At 60.7% G+C, this 26653-nt stretch carries 11 protein-coding genes; 7 read left to right on the top strand and 4 right to left on the bottom strand.

All coding sequences use genetic code 11. From position 1 onward, the window contains the following. Positions 1 to 46: 46 nt before the first annotated feature. The 6 genes from M2367_RS04890 to M2367_RS04865 all read left to right on the top strand — a co-directional run bounded on the left by M2367_RS04890 (position 47) and on the right by M2367_RS04865 (position 8849). Positions 47 to 1639, top strand: coding sequence for an ABC-F family ATPase (locus tag M2367_RS04890; RefSeq protein ID WP_224430591.1), 1593 nt, complete (start codon positions 47 to 49; stop codon positions 1637 to 1639). A gap of 683 nt (positions 1640 to 2322) precedes the next feature. Further along, entirely contained in the window at positions 2323 to 3171 is an 849-nt protein-coding gene (gene focA / locus M2367_RS04885; protein WP_224430592.1) for a formate transporter FocA, read from the top strand. A 41-nt stretch (positions 3172 to 3212) separates the two neighbouring features. Continuing rightward, positions 3213 to 5495, top strand: coding sequence for a formate C-acetyltransferase (pflB, locus tag M2367_RS04880; protein ID WP_042042129.1), 2283 nt, complete (start codon positions 3213 to 3215; stop codon positions 5493 to 5495). 327 nt (positions 5496 to 5822) lie between these two features. After that, positions 5823 to 6791, top strand: coding sequence for a tripartite tricarboxylate transporter substrate binding protein (locus M2367_RS04875; protein WP_224430593.1), 969 nt, complete (start codon positions 5823 to 5825; stop codon positions 6789 to 6791). 56 nt (positions 6792 to 6847) lie between these two features. After that, positions 6848 to 7309, top strand: a complete 462-nt coding sequence (locus tag M2367_RS04870) for a tripartite tricarboxylate transporter TctB family protein (RefSeq protein WP_224430594.1) — start codon at positions 6848 to 6850, stop codon at positions 7307 to 7309. A gap of 10 nt (positions 7310 to 7319) precedes the next feature. Then, positions 7320 to 8849 (top strand): tripartite tricarboxylate transporter permease, encoded by a 1530-nt coding sequence (locus M2367_RS04865; RefSeq protein WP_224430595.1) that lies wholly within the window; start codon positions 7320 to 7322, stop codon positions 8847 to 8849. A 134-nt stretch (positions 8850 to 8983) separates the two neighbouring features. Here the strand turns inward: M2367_RS04865 and M2367_RS04860 are convergent, their stop codons facing one another. Genes M2367_RS04860 through M2367_RS04850 form a run of 3 tightly spaced genes read right to left on the bottom strand, consistent with a single transcriptional unit; the run spans position 8984 to position 12500 of the window. Continuing rightward, positions 8984 to 9649: a response regulator gene (locus M2367_RS04860; RefSeq protein ID WP_259235994.1), complete on the bottom strand. Its 666-nt coding sequence runs from the start codon at positions 9647 to 9649 to the stop codon at positions 8984 to 8986. Continuing rightward, positions 9650 to 11236, bottom strand: a complete 1587-nt coding sequence (locus tag M2367_RS04855) for a sensor histidine kinase (RefSeq protein ID WP_259235993.1) — start codon at positions 11234 to 11236, stop codon at positions 9650 to 9652. 43 nt (positions 11237 to 11279) lie between these two features. After that, the gene (locus M2367_RS04850) at positions 11280 to 12500 is read right to left on the bottom strand and encodes an ROK family transcriptional regulator (RefSeq protein ID WP_224430597.1); all 1221 of its coding nucleotides are present in this window, start codon (positions 12498 to 12500) and stop codon (positions 11280 to 11282) included. Between the two features lie 174 nt (positions 12501 to 12674). Here M2367_RS04850 and M2367_RS04845 point away from each other — a divergent pair, with 174 nt between their 5' ends. After that, positions 12675 to 13139, top strand: a complete 465-nt coding sequence (locus M2367_RS04845) for a YchJ family protein (protein ID WP_259235992.1) — start codon at positions 12675 to 12677, stop codon at positions 13137 to 13139. A gap of 55 nt (positions 13140 to 13194) precedes the next feature. Here M2367_RS04845 and M2367_RS04840 read toward each other — a convergent pair whose 3' ends face one another. Beyond that, a complete protein-coding gene (locus M2367_RS04840) occupies positions 13195 to 26490 on the bottom strand; it encodes a retention module-containing protein (RefSeq protein WP_259235991.1) in 13296 nt (4431 codons plus the stop codon). Positions 26491 to 26653: the final 163 nt, after the last annotated feature.

The raw sequence follows: 26653 nt of genomic DNA, 5'->3' as shown, positions 1-26653 counted from the left end.
CTGTGCCATAATGCGCGCCATTTGACAGATCAACCGGGACATTCCAGTGCTTTCGAGTAATAACATCACCATGCAGTTCGGCGCCAAGCCGTTGTTTGAGAACATCAACGTCAAGTTTGGCGGCGGCAACCGCTACGGCCTTATCGGCGCCAACGGCTGTGGCAAGTCCACCTTTATGAAGATCCTCGGCAGCGATCTTGAGCCCACTGGCGGTAATGTGAGCCTGGATATCAACGAGCGGATCGGTAAGCTTCGCCAGGATCAGTTCGCTTACGAAGAGATGCGCGTGCTGGACGTGGTCATGATGGGCCATGGTGAGTTGTGGGCCGCCATCGCCGAGCGCGATGCCATCTACGCCAATCTGGAAGCCACCGACGACGACTACATGAAGGCCGCCGAGCTGGAAGGTCTGGTCGCCGAGTATGACGGTTACACCGCCGAGGCCCGTGCGGGCGAGCTGCTGCTGGGTGCCGGCATCCCCATCGAGCTGCACAACGGCCCCATGAGCGAAGTGGCGCCGGGCTGGAAACTGCGGGTGCTGCTGGCACAGGCGCTGTTCTCCAACCCCGACATCCTGTTGCTGGACGAACCGACCAACAACCTGGACATCAACACCATTCGCTGGCTGGAGCAGGTGCTCAACGATCGTGAAAGTACCATGATCATCATCTCTCACGACCGTCACTTCCTGAACTCCGTCTGCACCCACATGGCGGATCTGGACTACGGCGAGCTGCGGGTCTACCCGGGCAACTACGACGAGTACATGACGGCGGCCACCCAGGCCCGCGAGCGTCTGATCTCCGACAACGCCAAGAAGAAGGCCCAGATTGCCGACCTGCAATCCTTCGTCTCCCGATTCAGTGCCAACGCCTCCAAATCCAGCCAGGCGACCTCCCGCCTCAAGCAGATCGACAAGATCAAGATTGAGGAAGTGAAGGTCTCCAGCCGTCAGAACCCCTTCATCCGCTTCGAGCAGGAGAAGAAGCTGTACCGCAACATCCTGGAAGTGGAAGGGGTTGCCAAAGGCTATGGTGAGGCGCCGCTGTTCAAGGATCTCAGCATGATGCTGGAAGTGGGCGAAAAGGTCGCCATCCTGGGTACCAACGGCATCGGTAAATCCACCCTGATCAAGACCCTGATGGGCGAGCTGGCGCCGGACAGCGGCACCATCAAGTGGTCCGAGAACGCCCAGATCGGCTACTACGCCCAGGATCACGCAGACGATTTCGACACCGATCTCAACGTGTTCGACTGGATGGCACAGTGGAAACAGGCCAACGAAGACGAGCAGGCGGTACGCTCCATTCTGGGTCGTCTGCTGTTCACCCAGGACGACATCAAGAAGCCGGTCAAGGTACTCTCCGGTGGCGAACAGGGCCGCATGCTGTTCGGCAAGCTGATGATGCAGCGTCCCAACATCCTGATCATGGATGAGCCGACCAACCACCTGGACATGGAATCTATCGAATCCTTGAACCTGGCGTTGGAAATGTATCAAGGGACCCTCATCTTCGTCTCCCATGACCGTGAGTTCGTCTCGTCGCTCGCGACCCGCATCATGGAACTGACCGAAAACGGCATCCGCGACTTCGGCGGCACCTACGAAGATTACCTGCGTACCCAAGGCGTGGTGTAACCTCACCCCGCTTTGCGATACAAAAATCCGGCGCCCAGTGCGCCGGATTTTTTATGGCCTTTTGTCGCGGTGCGGCAGCTGCGCAGCTCGACCCCCCCTCCCTCTCGCGGCTCATCGGCCCCACAGACCCGCCATCAGCAACGCTATAGAAGCGTGCCTCGCCCTGTCTGTCGCTGGCGTCTTCACCTCGACGCGCTCCTGCCCCATCAAACCTGGGACTTGATCAGCCCCATCGGAATGTTGTCGTCATGAGATCTTGCCCGGATCCGTGAGGAGGGCAACCCGCGCCCTGTGGGCGCTTTGTAGCACCGAACAGGATAGTTGTCATATGTAACCGGTCTACTCTCGGCTATACTGGGTTTTCGCGCAGGCTCCCATGATAAAAACCAACAGAAATCACCTCTTTAGGGGGATCCTGAAAGCCGAGCTTAAAATGGGGACAGAGGCAAACGGCATAGCCAGGCTCATCCAAATTGTAATTTTATAACCTGACTAAAATCATTTAGTTATAAAAACATAATTTATATATCAGTTGAAACTACCAACTACCAGTGAAGGCCAGGGTAGCCATTAAAACTGTAGTAAAATTACATTCACAATCAGCCAATCTTGATCGGCATCAATTTTGGGGATCAACCCCTTTGTTATGATTTCCACAGGCAAAATTTGCAGGACAATGACAATTGAAAGCAGAATCCCCCTTTGACTGTCTCAAGCCCGAAGCCATAGCCGCACTGGCTGAAGACATCACCTATGCCAAGGCCACCAAGCCCGCATATAAAGTCATTCCCCTCGCCATCACCGCTGGCGCCTTCATCGCTCTCGCCTTCATCTTCTATATCACCGTCACCACAGGGGCAGGTGACATGGCCTGGGGCATGAGCAAGCTGATTGGCGGCCTCTGCTTCTCCATGGGGCTCATTCTCTGCGTCTTGCTTGGCGCCGAATTGTTCACCTCCACCACCCTGACCCTGGTGGCCAAGGCGGCCGGACGCATCAGCTGGGCGCAGCTGTTCAAGAACTGGGGCCTGGTGTACTTTGGCAACCTCATCGGCGGTCTGCTCATGGTGGCGCTCATCGTCATCTCGGCACAGTACACGGCCGACAATGGCCAGTGGGGGCTCAATGCCCTGAATGTGGCGCAGCACAAGCTTCATCACAGCTTCTTCGAAGCCGTGGCGCTGGGCATCCTCTGCAACTTGATGGTCTGTCTGGCGGTGTGGATGTCGTTCGGTGCCCGCAGTGCCACCGACAAAGTCATGGTGATGTTGCTCCCGGTGGCCATGTTCGTCGCCTCAGGGTTTGAGCACAGTATCGCAAACATGTTTATGATCCCGGTTGGCATCGCTATCCACGCCATCGCCAGCCCGGAGTTTTGGCAGGCCATCGGCCAGAATCCGGCGCAATATGCCGACCTGACCGTTTCGAACTTCGTCTTTCACAATCTGATCCCCGTGACCATTGGCAACATCATTGGTGGCGGCGTCATGGTTGGTCTGACTTACTGGTTTATCTTCCGTCGCCATCATTAAGGACGGCGACAGACACATAAATACCTTGTGAGGTAATGAAAATGGCAGAACGTAACGAGCAGTTCCAAGCAGCATGGGAAGGCTTCGCTCCTGGTGAGTGGCAGAACAGTGTCAACACCCGCGACTTCATCCAGAAGAACTACACCCCCTATGAAGGTGATGAGTCCTTCCTGGCTGGCGCGACTGAGGCGACCTCCAAGCTGTGGGACAAGGTCATGGAAGGCATCAAGATCGAGAACCGCACTCACGCGCCGGTCGATTTTGATACTGACCTGCCCTCCACCATTACCGCTCACGATGCCGGTTACATCGACCAGGGCCTGGAGCAGATCGTTGGCCTGCAGACCGACAAGCCGCTCAAGCGTGCCATCATCGCCAATGGCGGTATCAAGATGGTTGAAACTTCTTGCAAGGTGTATGGCCGCGAGCTGGACCCCATGGTCAAGAAGATCTTCACCGAATACCGCAAGACTCACAACCAGGGCGTGTTCGATGTCTACACCAAGGACATCCTGAACTGCCGTAAATCCGGCGTCATCACCGGTCTGCCCGATGCTTACGGCCGTGGCCGCATTATCGGTGACTACCGTCGTGTCGCCCTGTACGGCATCGACTTCCTGATGGCCGACAAACTGGCTCAGTTCAAGTCCCTGCAAGACGACCTGGAAAATGGCGTCAACCTGGAAGCCACCATCCGTCTGCGCGAAGAGATCTCCGATCAATACCGCGCCCTGGATCAGATGAAAGAGATGGCTGCCAAATATGGCTGCGACATCTCTGTACCGGCCAAAAACGCCAAAGAAGCGGTGCAGTGGACCTACTTCGCCTACCTGGCGGCAGTCAAGTCCCAGAACGGTGCCGCCATGTCCTTCGGTCGTACCTCCAGCTTCCTGGATGTCTACATCGAGCGTGACCTGAAGAAAGGCCTGATCACCGAGCAAGAAGCCCAGGAGCTGATGGACCACATGGTCATGAAGCTGCGCATGGTTCGCTTCCTGCGTACCCCTGAATACGATTCACTGTTCTCCGGCGACCCGATGTGGGCCACCGAGACCCTGGCGGGCATGGGCGTGGATGGCCGCACCCTGGTCACCAAAAACAGCTTCCGTATGCTGAACACCCTGTACACCATGGGCCCCTCCCCCGAGCCGAACCTGACCATACTCTGGTCCGAGAAGCTGCCGGTGGCGTTCAAGAAGTACTGTGCCAAGGTCTCCATCGAGACGTCTTCCGTCCAGTACGAGAACGACGACCTGATGCGTGCCGACTTTGACAACGATGACTATGCCATCGCCTGCTGCGTCTCCCCGATGATCGTCGGCAAGCAGATGCAGTTCTTCGGTGCCCGTGCCAACCTGGCCAAGACCATGCTGTATGCAATCAACGGCGGCATGGACGAGAAACTCAAGATCCAGATCGGCCCCAAAACCGAGATGGTGACCTCCGAGTACCTCGACTACAACGACGTGATGGACAGACTGGATCACTTCATGGACTGGCTGGCCAAGCAGTATGTCGCCGCCCTGAACATCATCCATTACATGCACGACAAGTACAGCTACGAAGCCTCCCTGATGGCGCTGCACGACCGTGACGTCTATCGCACCATGGCGTGCGGCATCGCCGGTCTGTCCGTGGCCGCCGACTCCCTGTCTGCCATCAAGTATGCCAAGGTCAAGCCGGTTCGTGACGAAGATGGCGTGGCCATCGACTTCGAGATCGACGGTGAGTACCCGCAGTTCGGTAACAACGACGCCCGCGTCGATGACATCGCCTGTGACCTGGTCGAGCGCTTCATGAAGAAGATTCAGAAGCTCAACACCTACCGCAACGCCGTGGCGACCCAGTCCGTGCTGACCATCACCTCCAACGTGGTGTACGGCAAGAAGACAGGTAACACCCCGGATGGCCGTCGCTCCGGTGCGCCGTTTGGCCCAGGTGCCAACCCGATGCACGGTCGTGACCAGAAGGGTGCCGTTGCCTCGCTGACTTCCGTGGCCAAACTGCCGTTCGCCTACGCCAAAGATGGTATCTCCTACACCTTCTCCATCGTGCCGAACGCACTGGGCAAGGACATGGAGTCCCAGAAAGCCAACCTGGCGGGCCTGATGGATGGTTACTTCCACCATGAAGCCAACCTGGAAGGCGGTCAGCACCTGAACGTCAACGTAATGAACCGCGAGATGCTGCTCGATGCCATGGAAAACCCGGAGAAATATCCGCAGTTGACCATCCGCGTCTCCGGTTATGCCGTGCGCTTCAACTCTTTGACCAAAGAGCAGCAGCAAGACGTCATCACCCGTACCTTCACCGCCTCTCTGTAACAGAGTCGATGTGAACAAAAACCGGCGCCCAGGCGCCGGTTTTTTTATCTGTCGCTATCCAGCCGTCTCCCCTTCCATCTTTGACGCCCCAGTGCCTGTGCCCTGTTCACCCATCCAGCCCCCATCCTTGCCATGGCGTGACTCGGTCGTTGCCGGGCCAGTCAGCGAGTCCAAGACCCTGGTTGATCCCGCTAGCATGGCCCCGTCACACACTGAAAACAGAATGAACAAAATAGCCACAAGAGCCTAAATAGCCATTTCGGTCACAATCTTTTCCAATGCACCACCCACCGTTAACCTTCCTGCAACAATCACAAGGAGAGCACCATGTTGCAAGGAACCTTCAAACGCACCCTGATCGGTAGCCTGCTCGCACTGAGCTTCGGCGCCCATGCCCAGATTGATGAACTTCACATCCTGATCCCGGGTGGTGCAGGTGGTGGCTGGGATACCACGGCCCGCGGCACCGGTGAGGCACTCACCAAGTCCGGCCTGGTGGAGACAGTCTCTTACCAGAATATGTCTGCCGGTGGCGGTGCCAAGGCGATCGCCCACCTCATCGAGACCTCGGCCCAGTCAGACAAGACCCTGATGGTCAACTCCACCCCCATCATCGTCAAATCCCTCTCCAAGGAGCTGCCGCAATCTTTCCGGGATCTGACCCCTGTTGCCGCCATCATCGCCGACTACCAGGCCCTGGCCGTCAAGGCGGACTCCCCCTACCAAAACTGGCCCCAGCTGCTGGCTGCCTATAACGAAAATCCCGCCAAGGTAAAAATTGCCGGTGGCTCGGCCCGTGGCAGCCTGGACCATCTGGTGGCGGCCCTGACCTTCAAGAATGCTGGCGCCGATGCCAGCCAGCTTCGCTACGTCGCCTATGATGCGGGCGGCAGCGCCATGGCCGCCGTGTTGGCCGGGGAAACTCAAGCCATCTCCACCGGATTTGGCGAGGCAATGGAGGCAGTCAAATCCGGCCAGATGCGTATCCTGGGGGTCACCTCGGACAAGCGTCTGCCAGGGGCCGATCAGGTGCCGACCTTCAGCGAGCAGGGCAACCCCACCGTCTTTGCCAACTGGCGTGGCTTCTTTGCCTCCCCCAGCATCAAGCCGGAGAAGTCGGCCGAATACGCCACCCTGCTCAAGCAGATGTATGACAAACCGGAGTGGGAAGCCGTCAGGACCCGTAACAGCTGGACCAACCTCTACAAGGCTGGCCCCGAGTTCACCGCCTTCCTCAATGCGCAGGAGCAGCAGATTGGTGGTTTGATGACAGAACTCGGTTTCATCAAGCAGTAAGTGCTGGTCAAGGTGGCGAATCATCATTGTCGCCACCTTTGTAGGAGAAGAAGAAGATGAATATCACCAAGGAGCGGTTCGGGGGATTGCTGTTTTTGCTGATCTCCCTGATCTATGGATTTTATGCCACCCAGATCCCAAGTTCCCCGGGAGATGAGTTCGAACCCTTTACCGCCAGCACCCTGCCCTATGCACTCGCGGCTATCGGCGTAGTGCTGTCCATCGTGTTGCTTGCCTTTCCCGGTGGCGAACGCCTGGGGAAAGAGGAAGGTAACTGGCGGCTGGTCTTTTCCCTGTTGCTGCTGATGGTGGCCTATGGGTTTGCACTGACCTGGCTGGGCTTCCTTATCTCCACCATCTTGTTCGTGATGGTCGGGATCCGTTTGATGGGCGAGCCACGCTGGAGTTATGCCATAAAAATCAGTCTGCCGTTCACCCTGTGCTTCTGGGCCTTGCTGACCAAGGGTCTGCATGTCTATCTCGAGCCGGGCCGGCTGTTTACCCAATTGATGGGTTAAAGGAAACGTTATGTTAGACGGAATCTTACAAGGTTTTGGCACCGCCATGATGCCCATCAACCTCTTCATGGTGGTATTGGGTTGCTTCGTCGGTACCTTTATCGGCATGTTGCCGGGCCTGGGCCCGGTCACCGCTATCGCCCTGATGATCCCCCTCACCTATGGGCTGGATCCCTCCTCCGGCATCATCCTGATGGCGGGGGTCTATTACGGCTCCATGTTTGGTGGTTCGACAGCCTCCATCCTGATCAACACCCCCGGCTGTGCGGCCAGCATGATCACCGCCATCGATGGCTATCCCCTGGCTCGCAAGGGTCATGCGGGCAAGGCGCTGGCCATTGCCGCCTATGCTTCCTTCGTCGGCGGTACCCTGTCTGCCATCATATTGATGGTGGCGGCCCCCTTGTTGGCACAGGTCTCACTCTCCTTCCAATCGGCGGACTACTTCGCGCTCATGGTATTGGGCCTCTCCGCCGTGGCGGCCTTTGCTGGCAAGGGCCAGGTGCTCAAGGGGCTGATCATGGCGCTGTTTGGCATCATGATCTCCACCATCGGCATAGACCGCAGCGTCGGGGTGGACAGATTCACCTTCGGGCTGCCAGATTTGCGCGATGGTTTCTCCTTCTTGTTGCTGGCCATGGCCACCTTCGCCCTGGCCGAAATCCTGATGGCGGTACTGCGTCCGGGCAAGGACAGCAGTGCTGAAGAAGCCAAACAGATGCAGCAACTTGGCTCCCTCAAACTCAGCAAGAGTGAAGTCAAAGAGATAGCCACTCCGACCATTCGCTCCTCAGTGCTTGGCTTCTTCATTGGTGTGCTGCCGGGCGCCGGTGCCACCATTGCCTCCTTCATGGCCTATGGTGCTGAACGTAACTTTGCCAGCAAGAAAAAGCGGGCCGAATTTGGCCATGGCAGTCTTACCGGTATTGCGGCCCCGGAAGCGGCCAACAATGCCGCCTCCAGTGGCGCCTTCGTGCCCTTGCTGACCCTCGGCATCCCGGGTTCTGGCACCACGGCCCTGATCCTCGGTGCCCTGATAGCCTATGGCATACAGCCCGGTCCACGTCTGTTCATGGAGCACCCGGAAGTGTTCTGGTCGGTGATCATCTCCATGTATCTGGGTAACGTGGTGCTCTTGATCCTCAACCTGCCGCTGATCCCTTACCTGGCCAAGATCCTGCAAGTGCCACGCCCGGTGCTGATCCCCATGGTGCTGCTCTTCTCGCTGATCGGGGTCTATCTGGTGTCATTCAACACCATAGATATCTATGTCATGGTCATCGTGGCCCTGGCGGCCATCGGCCTGCGCCTGCTCAACTTCCCCATGGCGCCCATGCTGCTCGGTTTCATCCTGGGCGGCATGCTGGAGGACAACCTGCGCCGCGCCCTGCTGATCAATGACGGCTCCATGAGCTTTATGTGGGAGCGCCCCATCACCCTCGGCTTCACGGTCATCACAGTCGCCATGCTGATGATCCCGCTCTGGCAATGGTGGCAAGGCCGCAAGGAGCCCAAAGGTGAACCGGTGACTCATTCCTGAATCGATGGCACTCTGCCGCCTCAGTACCCTACCCATAACGAGCAGAGACCTTGATAAACCAGAGTGATAACAAGCAGTAATAAAAAGAGCGCCATGATGGCGCTCTTTCTTTTCTGCTAGCGATGAGTATGAGATTAGCGGCGACGATAACGGCGCTCGGGTCGCCCGACGGTGCCATATTCGAGCTCGGGGAACGCCAGCTGCTGACCCACCAGAAACTCCAGGTAGCGACGGGCCGTGGTACGGCTCACCCCCACTCTCGCCCCTATCTCTTCGGCATTGGCCCCCTCGCCGGCCAGGGCGCTCAGGATCCGCTCAAGGGTCAGGGCATCGATGCCCTTGGGCAGGGTCAGCGGGTTGGCACTGCCTGCGCTGCTGCCAAGCAGGGCATCCACATCCTGCTGGCTGATATCGGCCAGACTGGCCAGGGCCTGGCTGCTCTGCCGGTATTTCTCCAGAGTGCCCTTGAGCCGCTCGAACACCACGGGTTTCAAGATGAAATCCACCACCCCCAGCCGCATCGCCTCCTGCAAGGTAGCCGCTTCCCGCGCGGCAGTGAGCAGGATGACATCCACTTCGGCCCCCTCCTGGCGCAACTGCTTGAGCAGACCCAACCCCTCGCCATCGGGCAGCCAGACATCGAGCAGCACCAGATCGGGTTTGAGCACGGCTATCTGTTCGCGGGCATCCGTTAGGGTGAGCGCCAGACCGCACAGGACGAAGCCGGGCAGCCGTTCGACGAAGCGGCGGTGGATCTCGGCGATGGCCGGGTCATCCTCCACTATCAATACCTTGATCATTCACACATCCTTGGGAATGTAACAGACAAAACAACTGCCCTGTTCGGTCGCCTCGATGACGATGTCGCCCTTGAGCGCATCCAGGGTCTTGCGCACCAGGGCCAGACCTATGCCATGACCTTGTTCGGCCTTGCTGCTGACGCCGGGTTCAAATAGCCGATCCTGCAGCGCGGGGGCCACACCGCCAGCACCATCCTCGACCTCCAGAATAAGGTCCTGACCGAGATCCGTCATCGACACCCGGATAGGGGCATAGGGCGCACCGTGGCGACGGGTCGCCTCGAAGGCGTTGTCGATGAGGTTGCCAAGCAGGGTCACCAGCTGGGAGCCCGACACCCTGGCGGGAATATCGTGCAGGTGAGAATCCGGCTCGACGATGAGCTCCAGTCCCAGCTCATGGGCCCGGTGATACTTGCCGAGCAGCAGCCCTGCCACCTTGGGTTTGGCGATCGCCGCCATCAGGAAGCTGAGCAGAGTCTGCTCTGTGCCAGCCTCACGGCCAATGAAGGCGAGCGCCTCCTCATGGGCACCGAGTTCGATAAGCCCGGCGATGGTGCCCAGCTGATTGTTGTGTTCGTGGGTCTGCACCCGCAGCAGGTCGCTGTAAGCCTGCACCTGGCTGAGCTGGGCACTCAGTTCGGCCAGCTCATCCTTGCGCCTGAAGCTCGACACGGCCCCGATGAGTTCGCCATCGCGCACCAGCGGCAGACGGTTGACGATCAGATGTTGGCCGTTGAGCCAGATCTCCTCATCATATTGCGGCTTGGGATCATGGATGAGCGACAGCATGCGAGTCTCTGGCAGCAGATCGTTGATGGGGCGGCCTATGGCTCCCCTGGCCTGCTGTTCATCGAGGTGCAACAGCTTGATGCCATTGGGGTTGATGGAGGTGAGTCGCCCCTCGCCATCGATGGTGAGTATCCCCTCGCGCACGGTGCGCAGGGTACAGTCGAGTTCGGCATAGAGGCGCCCTATCTGTTCGGGCTCAAAGCCAAAGATGGCTTTCTTGTAGCGCCGCGCCAGCCAGCCTGCGGCCAGGCTGTTGAGCAACACGATAAGCAGGGTGATAAGGAGGCCAAAGCGCAGAAAACCGCGCAAGTCCGCGTCTATGTCGCGCACCAGATATCCGACCGAGACCACCCCGATGATCTGGCCCAGCTCATCACGGATCGGCGTCTTGCCGCGCACCGATACCCCGAGGGATCCCTTGGCATGGGAGACATAGGACTCCCCATTGACCAGGGCCCGGGTCGGATCGTCCCCCACCATCGGCTTGCCAATACGATCGGCCTGCGGATGCACCAGCCGCAGGGCGTTGCGATCGCCAATGACGATGAAGCTGGCGCCAACATCGACGCGGGTCTTCTCAACCAGCTGGTTGAGGCGAGCACTGTCTGCACGGCGCACCCCGGTGATCACCGCGGGATCCCGCGCCACCAACTGAGCCACGTCCAGAGCCTGATCGCCGACCTCACGATAACGCTGCTCCGAGACATAGTAATAGCTGGCGGTGCTGAGCAAGATCAGCTGCAACAGACTGATACAACACAGAATAAGAAGGAAGCGTCCCTGCAGTCCCAGTTTCATGAGGGGCGTCCTGCGCCGCGCCCTCTGACCATCATCCCCGCCATCATGACTCGTTGCCACCGCCCCGCAGCAGATCCAGCAGCAGGCTGCCGTCTCGCAGCGCCTTGTGTACCTGCACCGAGGTCGGCTTGGTGGGATCTTCGTAGAAGTGGGTCGACTCTATCTGCAAGCGCACCAGGTATTCTGAGGGCAACTGACTCGCCAGCGCCTGATGCAGCATGGGGAACAGCAGACGGTCGGCGCGGGTGATCTCGCCACCGAGCAGCAATTTACCCGGGTTGAGCAGGCAGATGAGATTGGAGAGCACCCGGGCGAGGCGGCCTGCGGCCTGATGCAAGATGTCCTGACACAGGCCATTGCCCGCCAGGGCCAGCTCGCACAGCTCACGAATGGTGACACTCTCGGGCAAGTCGGAGTTCGACCCGCCTATCCGCTCGCGCAGCTCACGGTATTGAGCCTCCAGCGCCTGATTGGTGACCAGGGTGCAGGCACAGCCAAAACCACCGCAATAGCAGCGCTGGCCATAGGGTTCGAGTTGCAGGTGGCTGAGATCCCCCAGCATGGCGGATTCGCTCTCCATCAGCTGACCATTGACCACCATGCCCACCCCGATGTCGTTATGGACGAACACCAGCACGGCATCGGCGCAATTTTTGGCCGCCCCCCACTCGCGTTCGGCCTGGATCCAGGTGCGCACATCGCCGCTGACCAGCACGGGCACCGCGAATGCCTGCTGCAGGGTCGGTCCCAGGGGCCAGTTGCGCAGATCATAGAAGGGGAAGTGACGTACCATGCCGGAATGGCGCTCCACCTGACCCGGCAGGCAGAGGGCGATGCAGGCCAGACGCAGGGCCCGCTTGGGCAAGAAGCTCTCTATCGCCTTGATGAGGCTGGCCAGCAGATCCCCCCGCTCGGTTTCGCTGAATTGGTGACGATGGCGTGCCAGAGAGCGGCCCGCCAGATCGAACAGCGCCATGTCCACATAGCCACGGCCCAGACGCATGGAGAGAAACTGGAAGCGACGCTCATTGATGCGCAGCAGGATCTGGCGCCGACCCCGACCGACAGAACTTTCGCCACAGGTCACCACCAGGCCGCCATCGAGCAGCTCCCGGGTGATCTTGGTGATGCTGGCGGGGGAGAGTCCGGTCAGGCGGGAGAGATCGGTGCGTGACAGCTCCTTGTGCTCCTCCAGACTGGCGTAGACCAGCCCATAGTTGAGCTGCCGGATCAAATCGATACTGCCTTTCACGATCTCATTCATAGGGTCTTTTAACGAAACGGCGAACAATGGTTAATTGTTCCATATTCTCGGCCAATCCCCAAACTGCACTGTCAGATCCCCGGCCCCGATCACTGATTATGCTGTGGTACTGGTCTGTGGCCCCCTCGCTTGGCTACAATCCCCGCACATTTGACTCAAAGACGGCCTATCACCATGACCCCTTGCCCTTGCGGTTCCCCCCTCTCCTACCAGACCTGCTGCGCGCCTCTCCATCAGGGCCAGGCTGCCGCGAGCTGCGAACAGCTGATGCGCTCGCGCTACAGCGCCTTCGTGCTGGGACTGGGTGACTATCTGGTACTGAGCTGGCACCCGGACTTTCTGGGGGACCTGACCGCCCGCGAGCTGAGTCGTATGGATACCCGCTGGGCGGGGCTTGAAATAGTGACCACCCAAGCTGGCACCCCGGATGATGAGGAGGGCCAGGTCGAGTTCAAGGCCTGGTTTATTCAAGGGGGGCAGCGTCACTGTCTCCATGAGCGCTCCCGCTTCACGCGCCTGGCAGGGCGCTGGGTCTATACCGAGGGTGTCCAGTTTCCCCATGACGCGTGCCCTCTGCCCGGACGCAACGATCCCTGCCCCTGTGGCAGTGGCAAGAAACACAAGAAATGCTGTGGCTGATGGGTCTGCCCAATCCCGAGAAAGAACAAGGCCGCCCGAGGGCGGCCTTGTTGCATCATGACTGGGCCAGGATGAGGTGCTGGTTATCGATGAGCGAGGTGAGGATCTCGCTCTGACTGCCGCCCCCCATGTCGAGGCTGGAGAGATCCACGCTCTTGACATCGATGGACTGGGTTACCTGACCATCCCCGGCGGGAGAGATATCCAGATGCAAGTCACTCACCCCGTTGGCACCCGCCGTCACCGATACCTGGATATGGGAGAGCAGGCTGTTGATGTCATCCCCGCTCACCCCACCCAGCATGTCGCTGAGATCCAGCTTGTCCCCTTGCTGCAGGTTGAAATCGGTGATGGTATCGACCGCTGGCTGACTGGCTGATCCCGCATCCGGCAAGCTCCAGGCGAAGGTATCGCTGCCCAGCCCCCCGGTGAGAATATCACTGCCTGCGCCGCCATAGAGGATGTCATCCCCCAGGCCACCGACCAGATGGTCATCACTGCCGCTGCCATGGAGCTCATTGCCCGCCACCGTATGGACTTCCAGAATATCCGGGGTTGAGCTGATGATGCTCCCCCCGGCGCTGGACTCGGCCTGCACGGCGATACTGTGGTCACCCACACCAAAGCCATCCAGGAACAGCGGCAAGCTGTTATCCCCGGGCAGCAGCCAGTCGCCATTGCCCAGATCCTGCCCCACCTGCTGGCCATGCTGATCCAGGACCTGGGCGCCATCCAGACCACTCAACCGGATGCTCAGCTCACCCGGCTCGGGGTTGGCAACCCAGGCACTCAGGCTGAGCGGAACCCAACCCCCCACCAGGGCCGTCACCCCATGCGTGTCGAGCTGCAAATTGGGCATATCGGCCTGGGCGGCCACGTTGATACCGAGCTGGCCGCTCTCTTCCAGGGCGCCACCGGAGCCCGTGTTACCGAGATCCGAGATAACCAGACTCAGGTTGTCGTCCCCCCAGTAGTCAGGGCTCGGTTGATAGTGGACGGCGCCAGCCAGGAAGGCGTTGAGGGCATCCTGAGCCCCGGTCAGGATCAGGGTATTGCTGTTGCTACCCAGCACAGTGACCCCGGCCCCGGCCGCCGCGACCAGCAGGCCATGCTCGACCTTGAGGGTCAGCTGCATGGGCGTGGTGCCCGCATCGACATCCTTGACGCTGATGCCGCCGAGGATGATGTCGCCATCTTCATCCACGCTAAAACCGCTGCCAGGCAGGGTCAGCTCGGGTGCGTCATTGGCCGGCTGCACGGCGATGTCCAGGGTGCTGCTGACATCCTGCCCGCCACCGCTGCCGGTGTTGCCCAGATCGTTGGTCACCATCATCAGCTGATCGGTGCCAGTGAAGTTGGCGTCCCCCAGATAGTTGATGCCACTGCTTAGCAGGGCATTGATCGCATCCTGGGAGCCCAGCAGCGTCAGGTTGCCGCTGCCATCCCCCGTCACGGTGACCCCTGTGCCATCAACCACGGTCAGGCTGCCGTTGCCCACGCTCAGGCTAACCCGGATATCAGCGCCAGCGGCGTCCAGATCCTGCACCTGCAAGCCCTGGATCAGGTGGACGCTATCCTCCTCTGCCACCTGGGCCGGTGGCAGGATATTGACAGGATCATCGTTGACCGGCTGTATCTCGATGGGCAGCACATCGGTATCACTCAGGGCGCCGCCACTGCCGGTATTGCCAAGGTCATTGGTGACCATGGTCAAGGCGTCACTGCCATTGAAGTTGCTATTGCCCAGATAGTCGATGCCGCCACTGAGCAAGGCATTGATCTGCGCCAGGGTGCCGCTGAGCAACAGGGAACCACTGCCGTCGCCGGTCACCGTCACTCCAGCGGCATTGAGCACCGTCAGGGAGCCGTGAGTCACCGACAGACGCACCTCTATGTTGCCACTGCCCGCGTCCACATCCTTGACCTGTAGACCCTGGATGGTGAAGGGCTTGTCCTCCTGGGCTACCTGAGGATCCCCGGGCAGCACGTTGATGGGGGCGTCGTTGACCGCATCCACCACCACCTGAATGTTGCCACTGACCTCGGGGCCGAGGGCGCCGTTGTCCAGGCTCTGGGCCGTCACCTTGAGATCCAGGGTGCCATTGGCGTCGTTGGTCACCAGTTCGATGGTGTCCAGCTTGCCGCCCGTCGTGGTCACTTGCCAGACGCCGCCGCCCAGATCCACCACAGTACCGGTCACCCCGCTCGGCAGACGGATCTCTGCCCCATCGGGTACCCCTGCTATGGTGACCCGCACCTGCTCCGGGCCGTTCTCGTGAATATTGCTGGCGCTGCCGCCGGTGGCCTGGGTGTCCTTGGTCTCCAGCCCCAGGTTGAGGGTGACCACGTCCCCCTCGGTGCCACTCGCCTTGTCCTGAATGTCGGCGATGATGACATCCCCCACCGGCTTGACGGTGACGGTGAAGCTGTCGCTGGTCTCGAGGGGGATGGTGATCCCCTTGTCCAGGGTGAAGGCGCTCAGGGTGAGCTCCAGGTTGCCGCTGAAGTTGGCGGGCGGGATCAGGGTCAGCTTGGAGAAGTCTGTGCCCACAGGCACCTGCCATACGCCACCGCCGTTGTTGACCGCCGGTGCCGACAGGGTGAAGCCATCCGGCACCCCCTTGATCTGCAGCGCCACTATCTGTTCGGAGCCATCATTGTCGACCAGGGTCGCGCCTAGCCCGCCGAGGCTGACGCTGCCATCCTCGTTGCCGCTCACATCCTTCACCGTGAGCTGGGCCGGATCATTGACCGGCAGCACCTCGAAGCTCGCATTGCCGCTCCAGCTGGCCCTGTCCGTCCCCGTGGTGGCACTGTCCAGAATGTCGACCTTGATGCCCAGGGGTACCTGACCGCTGAAGTGCTCCCTGGGTACGAACACCAGATCCTTGAGATCATCGGGATCCGTCACCACCAGGGTATTGACCGGCTGGCCGTTGCCATCGAGGAAGTGGCCGTACTTGGCATCGACGGTCAGGGTTACCCGCTCCACCGTCTCCAGGCCGCCGTTGGCCACTGTGGGGCTGATGTCCGCGAGTTTGACCGAGAGATCGAGGTGGATCTGGGTGTCTTCCAGGTTGCTCGGCTGACCGTTCACCTCCTTCACCTGCAGGTGCAGCTCGGGCTGGCCATCCGCGCCGCCCTTGATGTCCACCTCGGGGGTGATGGAGAGGGAAACGACCTTCTCCACCGTCTTGGTGTCGCCGCTCACGGTGTCTGTATTGACCAGACGCACGTTGAAGCTCAGGTCGCTGCCAGCGTAATCCTCCGGCAGGGTCAGGGTCAGCTTGTCGAGGTCACTGAGGCCACCCGGCAGCTTGATAAGGTACTCGCCGTTGACGAAGTCGAAGGTGAGCCCCTGCACGCTCACGCCGGGAGGCAGGCCGGTGAGGACTATGCTGAGCTCGTCATCACCGATGTTTGCCGTCCCCAGGGTCACCATGCTCTTGAGCTGGGTGCCAAAATTGACGCCGTGATCCTCCACCCCTGTGATGGGCTGGTTGTTGTCGAGATCGACGCCGGCCGCAAGCTGGCCAGAGTGGGTTGCACCTTTGAACTCGGCGCTGGCGGTGATCTCCCGATAAGCCGGTGCGCTGACATCCCCTTCGTTGTTATCGCCAAGATCGATCACCTTGGCGCTGACCTTGAAGGTGGCAGTGCCGGTGAAACCATCCGGTGAACGCAGGGAGAAGCTCCCGAGGGCGCTGTTAGGCACTGTCCAGTTGCCCTGGCCGTCGTTGATCCCGCCCACCACCACGAAGCCCGGCGGCAGATCGCTGATCACCAGATAATCGATGGTTTCGACGCTGCTCGGATCCAGATCCTCGAATACAAAGACATCTTTGAGCGGGATGTCATGACCATCCGGGCTGACCAGATCCCCACCCTGCTGCACCAGGTTGCCATCGGGTTCGATCACGGCCTGGATATCCACGTGCAGATTGCCGTCTATCACCTTCTGGGCTGTGACGCTGGAGTCCACATCGACCTGCGTCACCGTGACATGACTCTGGATGGTGGTGTCCCTGTCGCTGTCTTGTGGCGCCTTCACCAGCAGCTGACCGCCGCCGAGCAGGCTCTTCAGATCCGCGTCACTCAACTCCACCTTGCCGCCCGTCACGTTAAGCTGGGTCTCGACCCCGCCCACCCGGATCCAGATCTCGTAACCCGGCTCTATGCCGGATAGGCTGAGGTGAGTCACCTTTTCGGCGCTGTCGGTCAGGTCCGGCTGCCAGTCGAGCACGGCGAACTGATCCTCCAGACCATGGCTGGTCTTGGCATAGTCACCGGCATCGATGGCAGGCTCTACCTTGATGGTGAGCGGCACGTCGAAACGCTGGTGATCCCCGTCGTTCTCGGTCACCACCACGTGGGCGATGAGGTGGATGTCGGCGGTGCTGTTGGGGGGCGGCTGGATCTGCAGGTTGCCCAGACTAGAAACGTCGACCTGATAGGTCGGCTTGCCCTGAGCGTCGAGCCCGGCAAAGGTCAGGGTGAGCTCCTTGCCGTTGCCATCGAACACCTTGGCCCCTTCCGGCAAGCCTTCCAGCACCAGGTTGAGGGATTCGGAGCCATCGCCCGTCGTCTCCCCCGACGCCAGTTTGAAGTCCAGCGGCGCCTTGCCATCTTCCCCTATGGTGATGGTGTAACCGTCATTGCTGTCCTGGGTCCAGCCGGTGCTGTCCAGATTAAAATGAGGCTCATCCACCACCCCCACCAGATCCACATGCAAACCCTGGCTGCCGGTCACCTTCTCGTTGACCACTGTCTGGGTCTGACCATTGGCATCGGTCAGGGTGGCGGTGTCTTTTACCACCCCCTGGATGTTGAGATCGAAGTCGAGGTTGCTGTCCTTCGGCGGCTCGAGCTTGAGCTCGCCGATGCGGTCATAGGGCACTTCGTAATAACCGTTCGCATCCAGGGTGACCGCCACGCCGCCGAGCCAGAGGGTGGCACCGGCGGGCAGGCCGCTGATGCGCACGAACATACTCTCGGAGCCATCTGCGCTATCCCCCAGATGGGCGAGCACTATCTTGCTGCCCAGATCCAGCAGGCTGTCTTCCTTGCCCTGGATGTCACGAATGGTCAGTTTAGCGTCATCCGCCTGCGGGTTGACGTTGATCACCAGTTCGATGGGATCCCCAAGGGCAGTCTCCTGCCCGGTGACTACGGGGGTTTTCTCGGTGCTGACCGGGGTCACGACCAGCTTGATGTCACCGCTGTAGTCCTTGCCGGGCACCACGATGATCTTGTTGATCTCCCCCGCAGAGACGGTCACCAGGCCGTTTGCGTCGGGCGTGAGCACCTTGCCGTTCAGGGTCAGGCTGCCTTCGCCTGACGCCCACTTGATCTGGTAGCTCAGGGTCTCGGAGCCGTCCGTGTCGGTGAGGTTGGCCTGCACGTTGAGAGCGATGCCGGTGCTGTCCTCATTGGTGCTGTAGTGCTTATTCGTGCTGCCATCATCCCAGAGCGGCTTGTCGGCAATGCCCTGCACAGTGATGGCCAGGTTGCCGGTCAGCACGGGGGGCTTACTGCCTTCTGTGACACCGACCTGCAACTGCACCGGGAAGGACAACGGCTTGCCGCCATCGTTGTAGCTCGAGTAGTCGTGATCGGGCACAAAGGTCACGCCCTTGAGTTCGAACTTGTCGTTGGTACCGACAACGGCTTGCATCGCCGCTGGCGGCACCTGATACCAGGTCTTGCCACCTTGGGTGATGGTGGTGAGCGCCACACCGTTGAAGTAGAAGGTGCCATGGGCATTGGCCGGGGCCTGGATCAGCAACTGCTCCACATGCTCGCCCCGATCGAAGTCGCCTATGTCCAGGTTCATGGTAATGGGGATGCCCTGAGTCGGATCTGTCGCGCCAGCATCCTCTTTCCCCGGCACGGCTTCGACCACGAGTTTGCCCGCCTCATCCCTGATGGTCAGGGTCAGCACCCCATCATCGGTATCCCCATCCCCGTCCACCAGGTGGAAGTCGACCTTCTGCACCAGGGTGTTGTTGCTGTGATCGATATCCGCCCGGGCGGTGAAGCTGTAATTCCCCTCGGCGTTGATCACCAGGGTGCCTATGGTCTGCCCAGTGCTGTCTGTGACCGCAATGGTGGTGTTGCCGCTGGCGGAAATGGAGTGTTCGACCCCGTTGATGGTGACCGATTTTATCACCGCATCGTCGGCTCCCTCGCTGGCGGTAGCCAGCAGATCGCCGCTCACTTTCTCCCCCTGGTTCTGGGGCTTGTCGGCATCCACCGCGACGGGCACATCGTCCCGCACGCTGACGTGACCTATCACCTCGCCGCTGAGATCCCCATCGCTGTCCAGGGCCTGCAACGGCAGCTGAATATCGAGCAGATCATCGCCCTGAGCACTGTGATCCAGATTGCCGGTCAGCTCGAAGGTATAACTGCCGGAGACATCCAGGGTCAGCTTGAAGATGAGCTTGCCCCCACTGTCCTTGCCCAGATAGACACCCGGCTGGCTGTCGGCACTGATGCTGACGGCCTTGCCCCCGGAGCTGAGCTGGTTGAGGGCGTTGAAGCGGGCCACATCCAGTTGCAGGGCCACCACCTTGTCGCTACCCGCATCGATGACCACCTGCCCTGTGGCTTTATCCCCTGTACCCGCAGGGTTGGTGCCCCCGTGCTGACCAGTGCCGCCATTGAGATCCGACTCATTGACGGTGACACTCCCGATGGAGCTGATCACGGGGTCGGCGGCATCGGTGATCACTGCCGTTGTGTTGCCGGTGATCACAGAGCCGTCGCTGTCGGTCACCTGGACCGGCAGGGTCAGGTTGAGCTTGTCGTCGGCGCCGTGATCCAGGTTGCTGTGCACAGTCACCTGGTAATCCAGGGTCGCCGAGCTGTGGGCCGCTATGCTGCCCGGCACGCTCGGCAGGGTGACGCTCAGCACCAGGGTACCGTTCGCGGTCACCCCCAGGAAGCTGTGACCGTTGCTGCCCGGCACCTCCTGCCAGGTCAGGGTCTCACCGTTATGGGTGATGGCCTTGCCGCTGGCATCCACGACCTGGCCGGAGAGGGTCAGGCGCACGTCCACCACGGGGTCGGAATCCGCCTTGATGGTGAGGGTGCCGCTGGCCTGCTGGTCGTCACCGGTCTGGTTGCTCGCGACCCCATCGAAGCGCCCCTCGGTCAGGGTCACCCCGGTCAGGGTCAGCACTGGCTTCTCCCCTTCCGCAATGCTGATGTTGAGGGTGCCAGAGGTGGTGTCGTTGTTGCCTGATCCCTTGTCGCTGTCGACGACGTTGACCTTGAACGGCAGCTCTGTGCTGTTGCCATTGCTCTGGTGTACCCCCTCGAACAGGGTCACCTTGTAGTCAAAGCCGTTACTGGCGGCGTTGTCGAGCTTGCCGCTGATTTCGACCTGCAGCACCTCGACCCGCACCCCGTTCACTTCCACATAGCCCTTGAGGATCTGGTTGCCCGGGATGCCGGCATCGCCGTCCACCAGTTCGTATTTCACGCTCTGGCCCAGGGCGGTCAGGGCCGGCTGCTCGGCGATATCGGCGAACGACACCTCGTTCACCCGATCCGAGCCGGCGTCCACGGTGAAGTGACCTGTGCCGGTCAGGGGTGTACTGCCATCGAGGTTGCCCTCGTCCAGGCTCACCCCGCTGCCCGCCACGAAGCCGGGGGCATTGCCGTCCTTGATGGTCAGAGGCAACTGGGTGGAGACCCTGTCCCCGTCCTTGTCCGTGAGGGTGATGGCAAGAGGCAGGTCGAGGGACTCGCTGCCCTGGTGATCCAGCTCACCGCTTAAGACAACCTTGGTGGTGACGCTCCAGTTGCCGTTGTTGTCCACCAAGTCCAGCTCGGCGCGCAGCACCTCGCGGCCGTCCGCGCTGGTGCCCACCAGATCCCCGTTGGCATCCAGGGTAAAGGTAACCGGGCTGCCGTGGCTGCTGTATTTGCCATCCAGACTGCTCTGGATCGCCGCAATATCGAACTTGAGACTGTCGGGCGCCAAGGCATCAGCACCGTGGCTCACGGTGAAACTCATATTGCCCACCACGGCGGCGTCGCCCTGGTTGGCCTCGGTCAGGCTGGTGCCGGTCACGGCGCTGATCACCGGGTTGGCTCCATCGCCGATGGCGACGCTCAAGGTGGAGGAGACGGTGTCCCCATCCGAATCAGTCAAGGTGAAGCCCGCCTTGAGCAGGCTCTCCGCACTGCCCTGATCCAGCGGCTGGTTCAGGGTGAAGACGTAGTGACCTCTCTGATCAATCGTGAGGGTAAAGACGTTCTGGCCGTTGACGGCGCCGCTGATGCTGTTGCCGCTGATGGTGATGACAACGGGCTGGCCACCGCTGGTGAGCCCCTGCAGGCCCGGCTGGCTGGCATCGAAGCTGATGTTGGCAAGGGGGTCGCTGCCGGCGGTGATGTTGAGATCCCCGGACAGGGTCTGGGCCGCGCTCCAGTTGCTGTCCTCCACCAGGGTCAGGGAGACGGGGTCGACCTGGGGCAAGGCGCCGTCGGTGATCTGGATGTTGAGGGTGCCGAGGTTGCTCTGGTCGCCGTCAAAGTCGGTGCCTTGCACCTGCAGCCCCAGATTGACGCTATTGGTGCCCACAGGTTGATCCAGCACGCCGTCGAGCGTCACATGGTACTTGCCATCCAGATCCAGGGTCACGGTCAGCACCGTCTTGCCACCCGCATCCAGCAGGGTGATGACATTGCCGTTGACCTGATAGCTGGTCGGCTTGCCGCCGCTGGTGAGACCATCCAGGGCGGGCTGATTGGCCTCGAAGTTGAGGGACACCAGGCGATCGCTGCCCACATTGACCGGCAGTTGGCCATCCAGGCTCTGACCGGCGGCCCCTTCCTGCAGGCTGATGCCGGTGTCGATGCCAAGGCTGGGGTCGGCCGCATCGGTGATCACTGCCGTGGTATTGCCGGTGCTCACAGAGCCATCGCTGTCGGTCACCTGGACCGGCAGGCTCAGGTTGAGCTTGTCGTCGGCGCCGTGATCCAGGTTGGTGTGCACAGTGACCTGGTAATCCAGGGTCGCCGAGCTGTGGGCCGCTATGCTGCCCGGCACGCTCGGCAGGGTCACGCTCAGCACCAGGGTACCGTTCGCGGTCACCCCCTGGAAGCTGTGACCGTTGCTGCCCGGCACCTCCTGCCAGGTCAGGGTCTCCCCGTTGTGGGCAATGGCCTTGCCGCTGGCATCCACGACCTGACCGGAGAGGGTCAGGCGCACGTCCACCACGGGATCCGAATCCGCCTTGATGGTGAGTGTGCCACGGGCCTGCTGGTCGTCACCGGTCTGATTGTTCGCAGCCCCATCGAAACGCCCTTCGGTCAGGGTCACCCCGGTCAGGGTCAGCACTGGCTTGTCCCCTTCCGCAATGCTGATGTTGAGGGTGCCCGAGGTGGTGTCGTTGTTGCCTGATCCCTTGTCGCTGTCGACGACGTTGACCTTGAACGGCAGCTCGGTGCTGCCGCCATTGGCCTGGTGTACCCCCTCAAACAGGGTCACCTTGTAGTCAAAACCGTTGCTGGCGGCGTTGTCGAGCTTGCCGCTGATTTCGACCTGCAGCACCTCGACCCGCACCCCGTTCACTTCCACATAGCCCTTGAGGATCTGGTTGCCCGGGATGCTGGCATCGCCGTCCACCAGTTCGTATTTCACGCTCTGGCCCAGGGCGGTCAGGGCCGGTTGCTCGGCGATGTCGGCGAACGACACCTCGTTCACCCGATCCGAGCCTGCATCGATCTGGAACTGGCCCGTGCCGGTCAGGGGAGCGCTGCCATCGAGGTTGCCCTCATCCAGGCTCACCCCGCTGCCCGCCACGAAACCGGGGGCATTGCCGTCCTTGATGGTCAGCGGCAACTGGGTGGAGACCCTGTCTCCATCCTTGTCCGTGAGGGTGATGGCAAGAGGCAGGTCGAGGGACTCGCTGCCCTGGTGATCCAGCTCACCGCTTAAGACAACCTTGCTGGTGACGCTCCAGTTGCCGTTGTTGTCCACCAAGTCCAGCTCGGCGCGCAGCACCTCGCGGCCGTCCGCGCTGGTGCCCACCAGATCCCCATTGGCATCCAGGGTAAAGGTAACCGGGCTGCCGTGGCTGCTGTATTTGCCGTTCAGGCTGCCTTGAATGGCCGCAATATCGAACTTGAGACTGTCGGGCGCCAAGGCATCAGCACCGTGACTCACGGTGAAGCTCATATTGCCCACCACGGCGGCGTCGCCCTGGTTGGCCTCGGTCAGGCTGGTGCCGGTCACGGCGCTGATCACCGGGTTGGCCCCATCGCCGATAGCGACGCTTAAAGAAGAGGAGACTTTGTCCCCATCACTGTCTGTGAGGGTGAAGCCCGCTTTGAGCAGGCTGTCCGCACTGCCCTGATCCAGCGGCTGGTTCAGGGTGAAGACGTAGTGTCCTTTCTGATCAAGCGTGAGGGTAAAGACATTCTGGCCGTTGACGGCGCCGCTGATGCTGTTGCCGCTGATGCTGATGACAACTGGCTGACCGCCGCTGGTGAGCCCCTGCAGGCCCGGCTGGCTGGCATCGAAACTGATGCTGGCAAGGGGATCGCTGCCGGCGGTGATGTTCAGATCCCCGGAGAGGGTCTGGGCCGCGCTCCAGTTGCTGTCCTCCACCAGGGTCAAGGAGACGGGGTCGACCTGGGGCAAGACGCCGTCGGTGATCTGGATATTGAGGGTGCCGAGGTTGCTCTGGTCGCCATCAAAGTCGCTGCCCACTACCTGCAGCCCCAGGTTGACGCTGTTGGTGTTGACCGGTTGATCCAGCACCCCATCGAGCGTCACATGGTACTTGCCATCCAGATCCAGGGTCACGGTCAGGATTGTCTTGCCACCCGCATCCAGCAGGGTGATCTGATTGCCATTGACCTGATAGCTGGTCGGCTTGCCGCCGCTGGTGAGACCATCCAGGGCCGGCTGATTGGCCTCGAAGTTGAGGGACACCAGGCGATCGCTGCCCACATTGACCGGCAGCTGGCCATCCAGGGTCTGGCCAGAGGCCCCTTCCTGCAGGCTGATGCCAGTGTCGATGCCAAGGCTGGGATCCATGCCGTCATTGATGGCGATCTGCAAGTCGGCCGCTGACGTCCCATCGCCATCAATCTCGACGGCACCGACCTTCAGCCCCAGGATCAGGGCATCCGAGCCCTGGTGATCGAGTGGCCCCGTCAGACTGACGTTGACCTCTCCTTTGACGTCATCGCCGTTCTGGGTGGCGCTGAGCTTGGCCTGAAGCACCTCGACCCGTTGGCCATTGCCATCCAGGTAATAGCCACTCAGGGTCAAATCATCAACGAATTCAAAGGTCAGCGGATGACCGTCGCTGCTGTACTGGCCTTGCAGCGCCGCCAGGACGCTGCTCTGTTCCACGAAGCCCAGGGTGTCGGCGATGATGGGATCCGCGCTGTGCTTGACCTCAAACTGAGCCACTCCCACCACGGCGCGGGCATCCTGGAAGGCATCTTCGGTCAGGGTAATGCCGGGTATCTGGAAATCGGGGGGGGTGCTATCGAGCAGTTCAATGCGCAGCGGCGCCTCGACCAGATCCCCATCGCTATCGCGATACTCCAGCCCAAATGGCAGCACCAGCTTGTCTTGGCCATGATCCAGACTCTGCTGCCAGGTCAGGGTATAGGTACCGTTGTTATTGACCGTCAGGGTGAATACCGGCTGGCCGTTGGCACTGGCCACCAGCTGCTGGCCACTCTGGCTATAGGTCAGGGGAGCACCATGGCTGGTGAGGCCCAGACTTTCGAGGGCGGACTGATCCGCCGCCAGTGTCACCTTGAGGCCGCCATCGCTCCCCGAGCCTGTGTTGAGCTGGCCGGTTTGGCTGATGGGTCCATTGGCGAGATCGGCTTCCGATAGCACCAGGGTTTCACTCTGACCGATCAGAGGCACCCCATCGCTCACCTGATTGCCTGCCAAGTCCGTCACATTGGCCTTGATGGTGATGGGTCCCTTGAAGCCGGACAGATCCAGACCATCAATCTGCCAGCGGCCATCGGCCCCGACCTTCCCCTGCACATTGAGCACCGGCTGACCGGCGCCGCTCAGGCTGATAAACACGGTCTGACCCGGTTCAACCTGCGTCACTGTGCCGCTCAGGGTTGCGTTATTGCTACCCCAGAGCCGACCGGCATCCAGATCGTCGATGTCGATGCCGGCCTGGGTGTCGACGGTGACCGTCAGGGTATCGCTCGCCTTGTTGCCGGCGATATCGACCGAATCAACCTTGAAGTCATAACGGCCATCGGCCAGGGTCTGGGGAATGGGGAACTGCCAGTTGCCGGCACCATCGACGGTGAGCACCGCCAGCACCTGATTGCCCAAGGTCAGCGTGACGGTGGCACCGGGCTCCCCCTTGCCTTGCAGGAGCGGCGTGGTGTCACGGGTCAAGTCGTCCACCTGGCTGGCCCCCGAGTCGCTCTCATCGGCCAAGTCGAGGGTGATGGTGGTAATAGTATCGAGCAGGGTCAGGCCATCATCGACCGCCTCGTTGCCGAACAGATCGACGGTGTGGGCATGAATGGTGAGCGGGCCATCGACCAGCTTGCCGGTCACGTCGCCAAAATCGGCCTCCCACAGATTGCCGGGCAGCACCACTGTGGTCACCGTCAGGCTGTTGCCTGCGCTGTCGGTCAGGGTAACGGTGACGGGTTGCCCCACCTCCACGTCTTCAACCTGGCCGCGAATGATGAGCCCTGTCACCTCCTCGGCATTGATGATGTTGTCGCGGGTCTGGGGTTCGAAGACGGTGATGGCGGCAAAGGTATCGATATAGTCGCCAGCCAGGGGGCCCCGGGGCTGATCGAGGGCAGCCCGGTGATCGGTATCAAACCCGGCATCGGCCAGGGTGGCATCATTGGTACGGTCTACCACGATAAAACCAGCGGCGCTCGAACCGGCGCCCGCCACGCCGCCCCCAGCCGTTGCGGCAGGGCCTGCGGCGGTTTCGGCAAAGACGGCGGTCGGGTCGGCACCGGCGCGGATGGCTTGTTGCAGCGCCTCGAGATCCACATTGGTCGGCTCTTTTTCAGGCTGACCATTGAGGGTCAGGGTATGCTGGCTCGATACCCAGTTGCCCTGCTCATCGCTGCAGGTGGCGCAATCTGGACCAATATCGACAGCTTGGCCATCAACGCCTATTACGGCCTGGCCATTGCGGCCGGTGAGCATGACCTGACCCGCGGCGATTTGCCCCTCGGGCGGCATCTGGGAGACAGTGCCATCCTGGTCGATAATGAACACCTCTCCTTGAACCTGTTTGACCTGCGTCGGAGTATCCACTCGATTACCTTCCATACTGTCCCCTTGCTGCTCATCACTTCTGTAAAGTTTCATATGGAAACTCATGCCGATATACTAGCCAACCCGGCAGGGCTTCTCATCAATACGCACATAATAAAGCAATCGTTCAATCCTGGGTAGCATGTGTGATTTCACCCACAAAACCACAAAAACCCCCCTCATAGCTTTCGATATCGAACATTAACTTGGTCTAAAT

The sequence above is a fragment of the Aeromonas sp. BIGb0445 genome (assembly GCF_024809075.1).
GTDB classification, from domain to species: Bacteria; Pseudomonadota; Gammaproteobacteria; order Enterobacterales; family Aeromonadaceae; genus Aeromonas; species Aeromonas rivuli.
This window is presented reverse-complemented; position numbering and strand designations above follow the sequence as displayed.

What these genes read in the sequence shown, in the direction of transcription:
- pflB (WP_042042129.1), top strand. Translation starts at nt 3,213, where the DNA reads ATGGCAGAACGTAACGAGCAGTTCCAAGCAGCATGGGAAGGCTTCGCT.
- M2367_RS04875 (WP_224430593.1), top strand. Translation starts at nt 5,823, where the DNA reads ATGTTGCAAGGAACCTTCAAACGCACCCTGATCGGTAGCCTGCTCGCA.
- M2367_RS04870 (WP_224430594.1), top strand. Translation starts at nt 6,848, where the DNA reads ATGAATATCACCAAGGAGCGGTTCGGGGGATTGCTGTTTTTGCTGATC.
- M2367_RS04865 (WP_224430595.1), top strand. Translation starts at nt 7,320, where the DNA reads ATGTTAGACGGAATCTTACAAGGTTTTGGCACCGCCATGATGCCCATC.
- M2367_RS04860 (WP_259235994.1), bottom strand. Translation starts at nt 9,649, where the DNA reads ATGATCAAGGTATTGATAGTGGAGGATGACCCGGCCATCGCCGAGATC.
- M2367_RS04855 (WP_259235993.1), bottom strand. Translation starts at nt 11,236, where the DNA reads ATGAAACTGGGACTGCAGGGACGCTTCCTTCTTATTCTGTGTTGTATC.
- M2367_RS04850 (WP_224430597.1), bottom strand. Translation starts at nt 12,500, where the DNA reads ATGAATGAGATCGTGAAAGGCAGTATCGATTTGATCCGGCAGCTCAAC.
- M2367_RS04845 (WP_259235992.1), top strand. Translation starts at nt 12,675, where the DNA reads ATGACCCCTTGCCCTTGCGGTTCCCCCCTCTCCTACCAGACCTGCTGC.
- M2367_RS04840 (WP_259235991.1), bottom strand. Translation starts at nt 26,490, where the DNA reads ATGAAACTTTACAGAAGTGATGAGCAGCAAGGGGACAGTATGGAAGGT.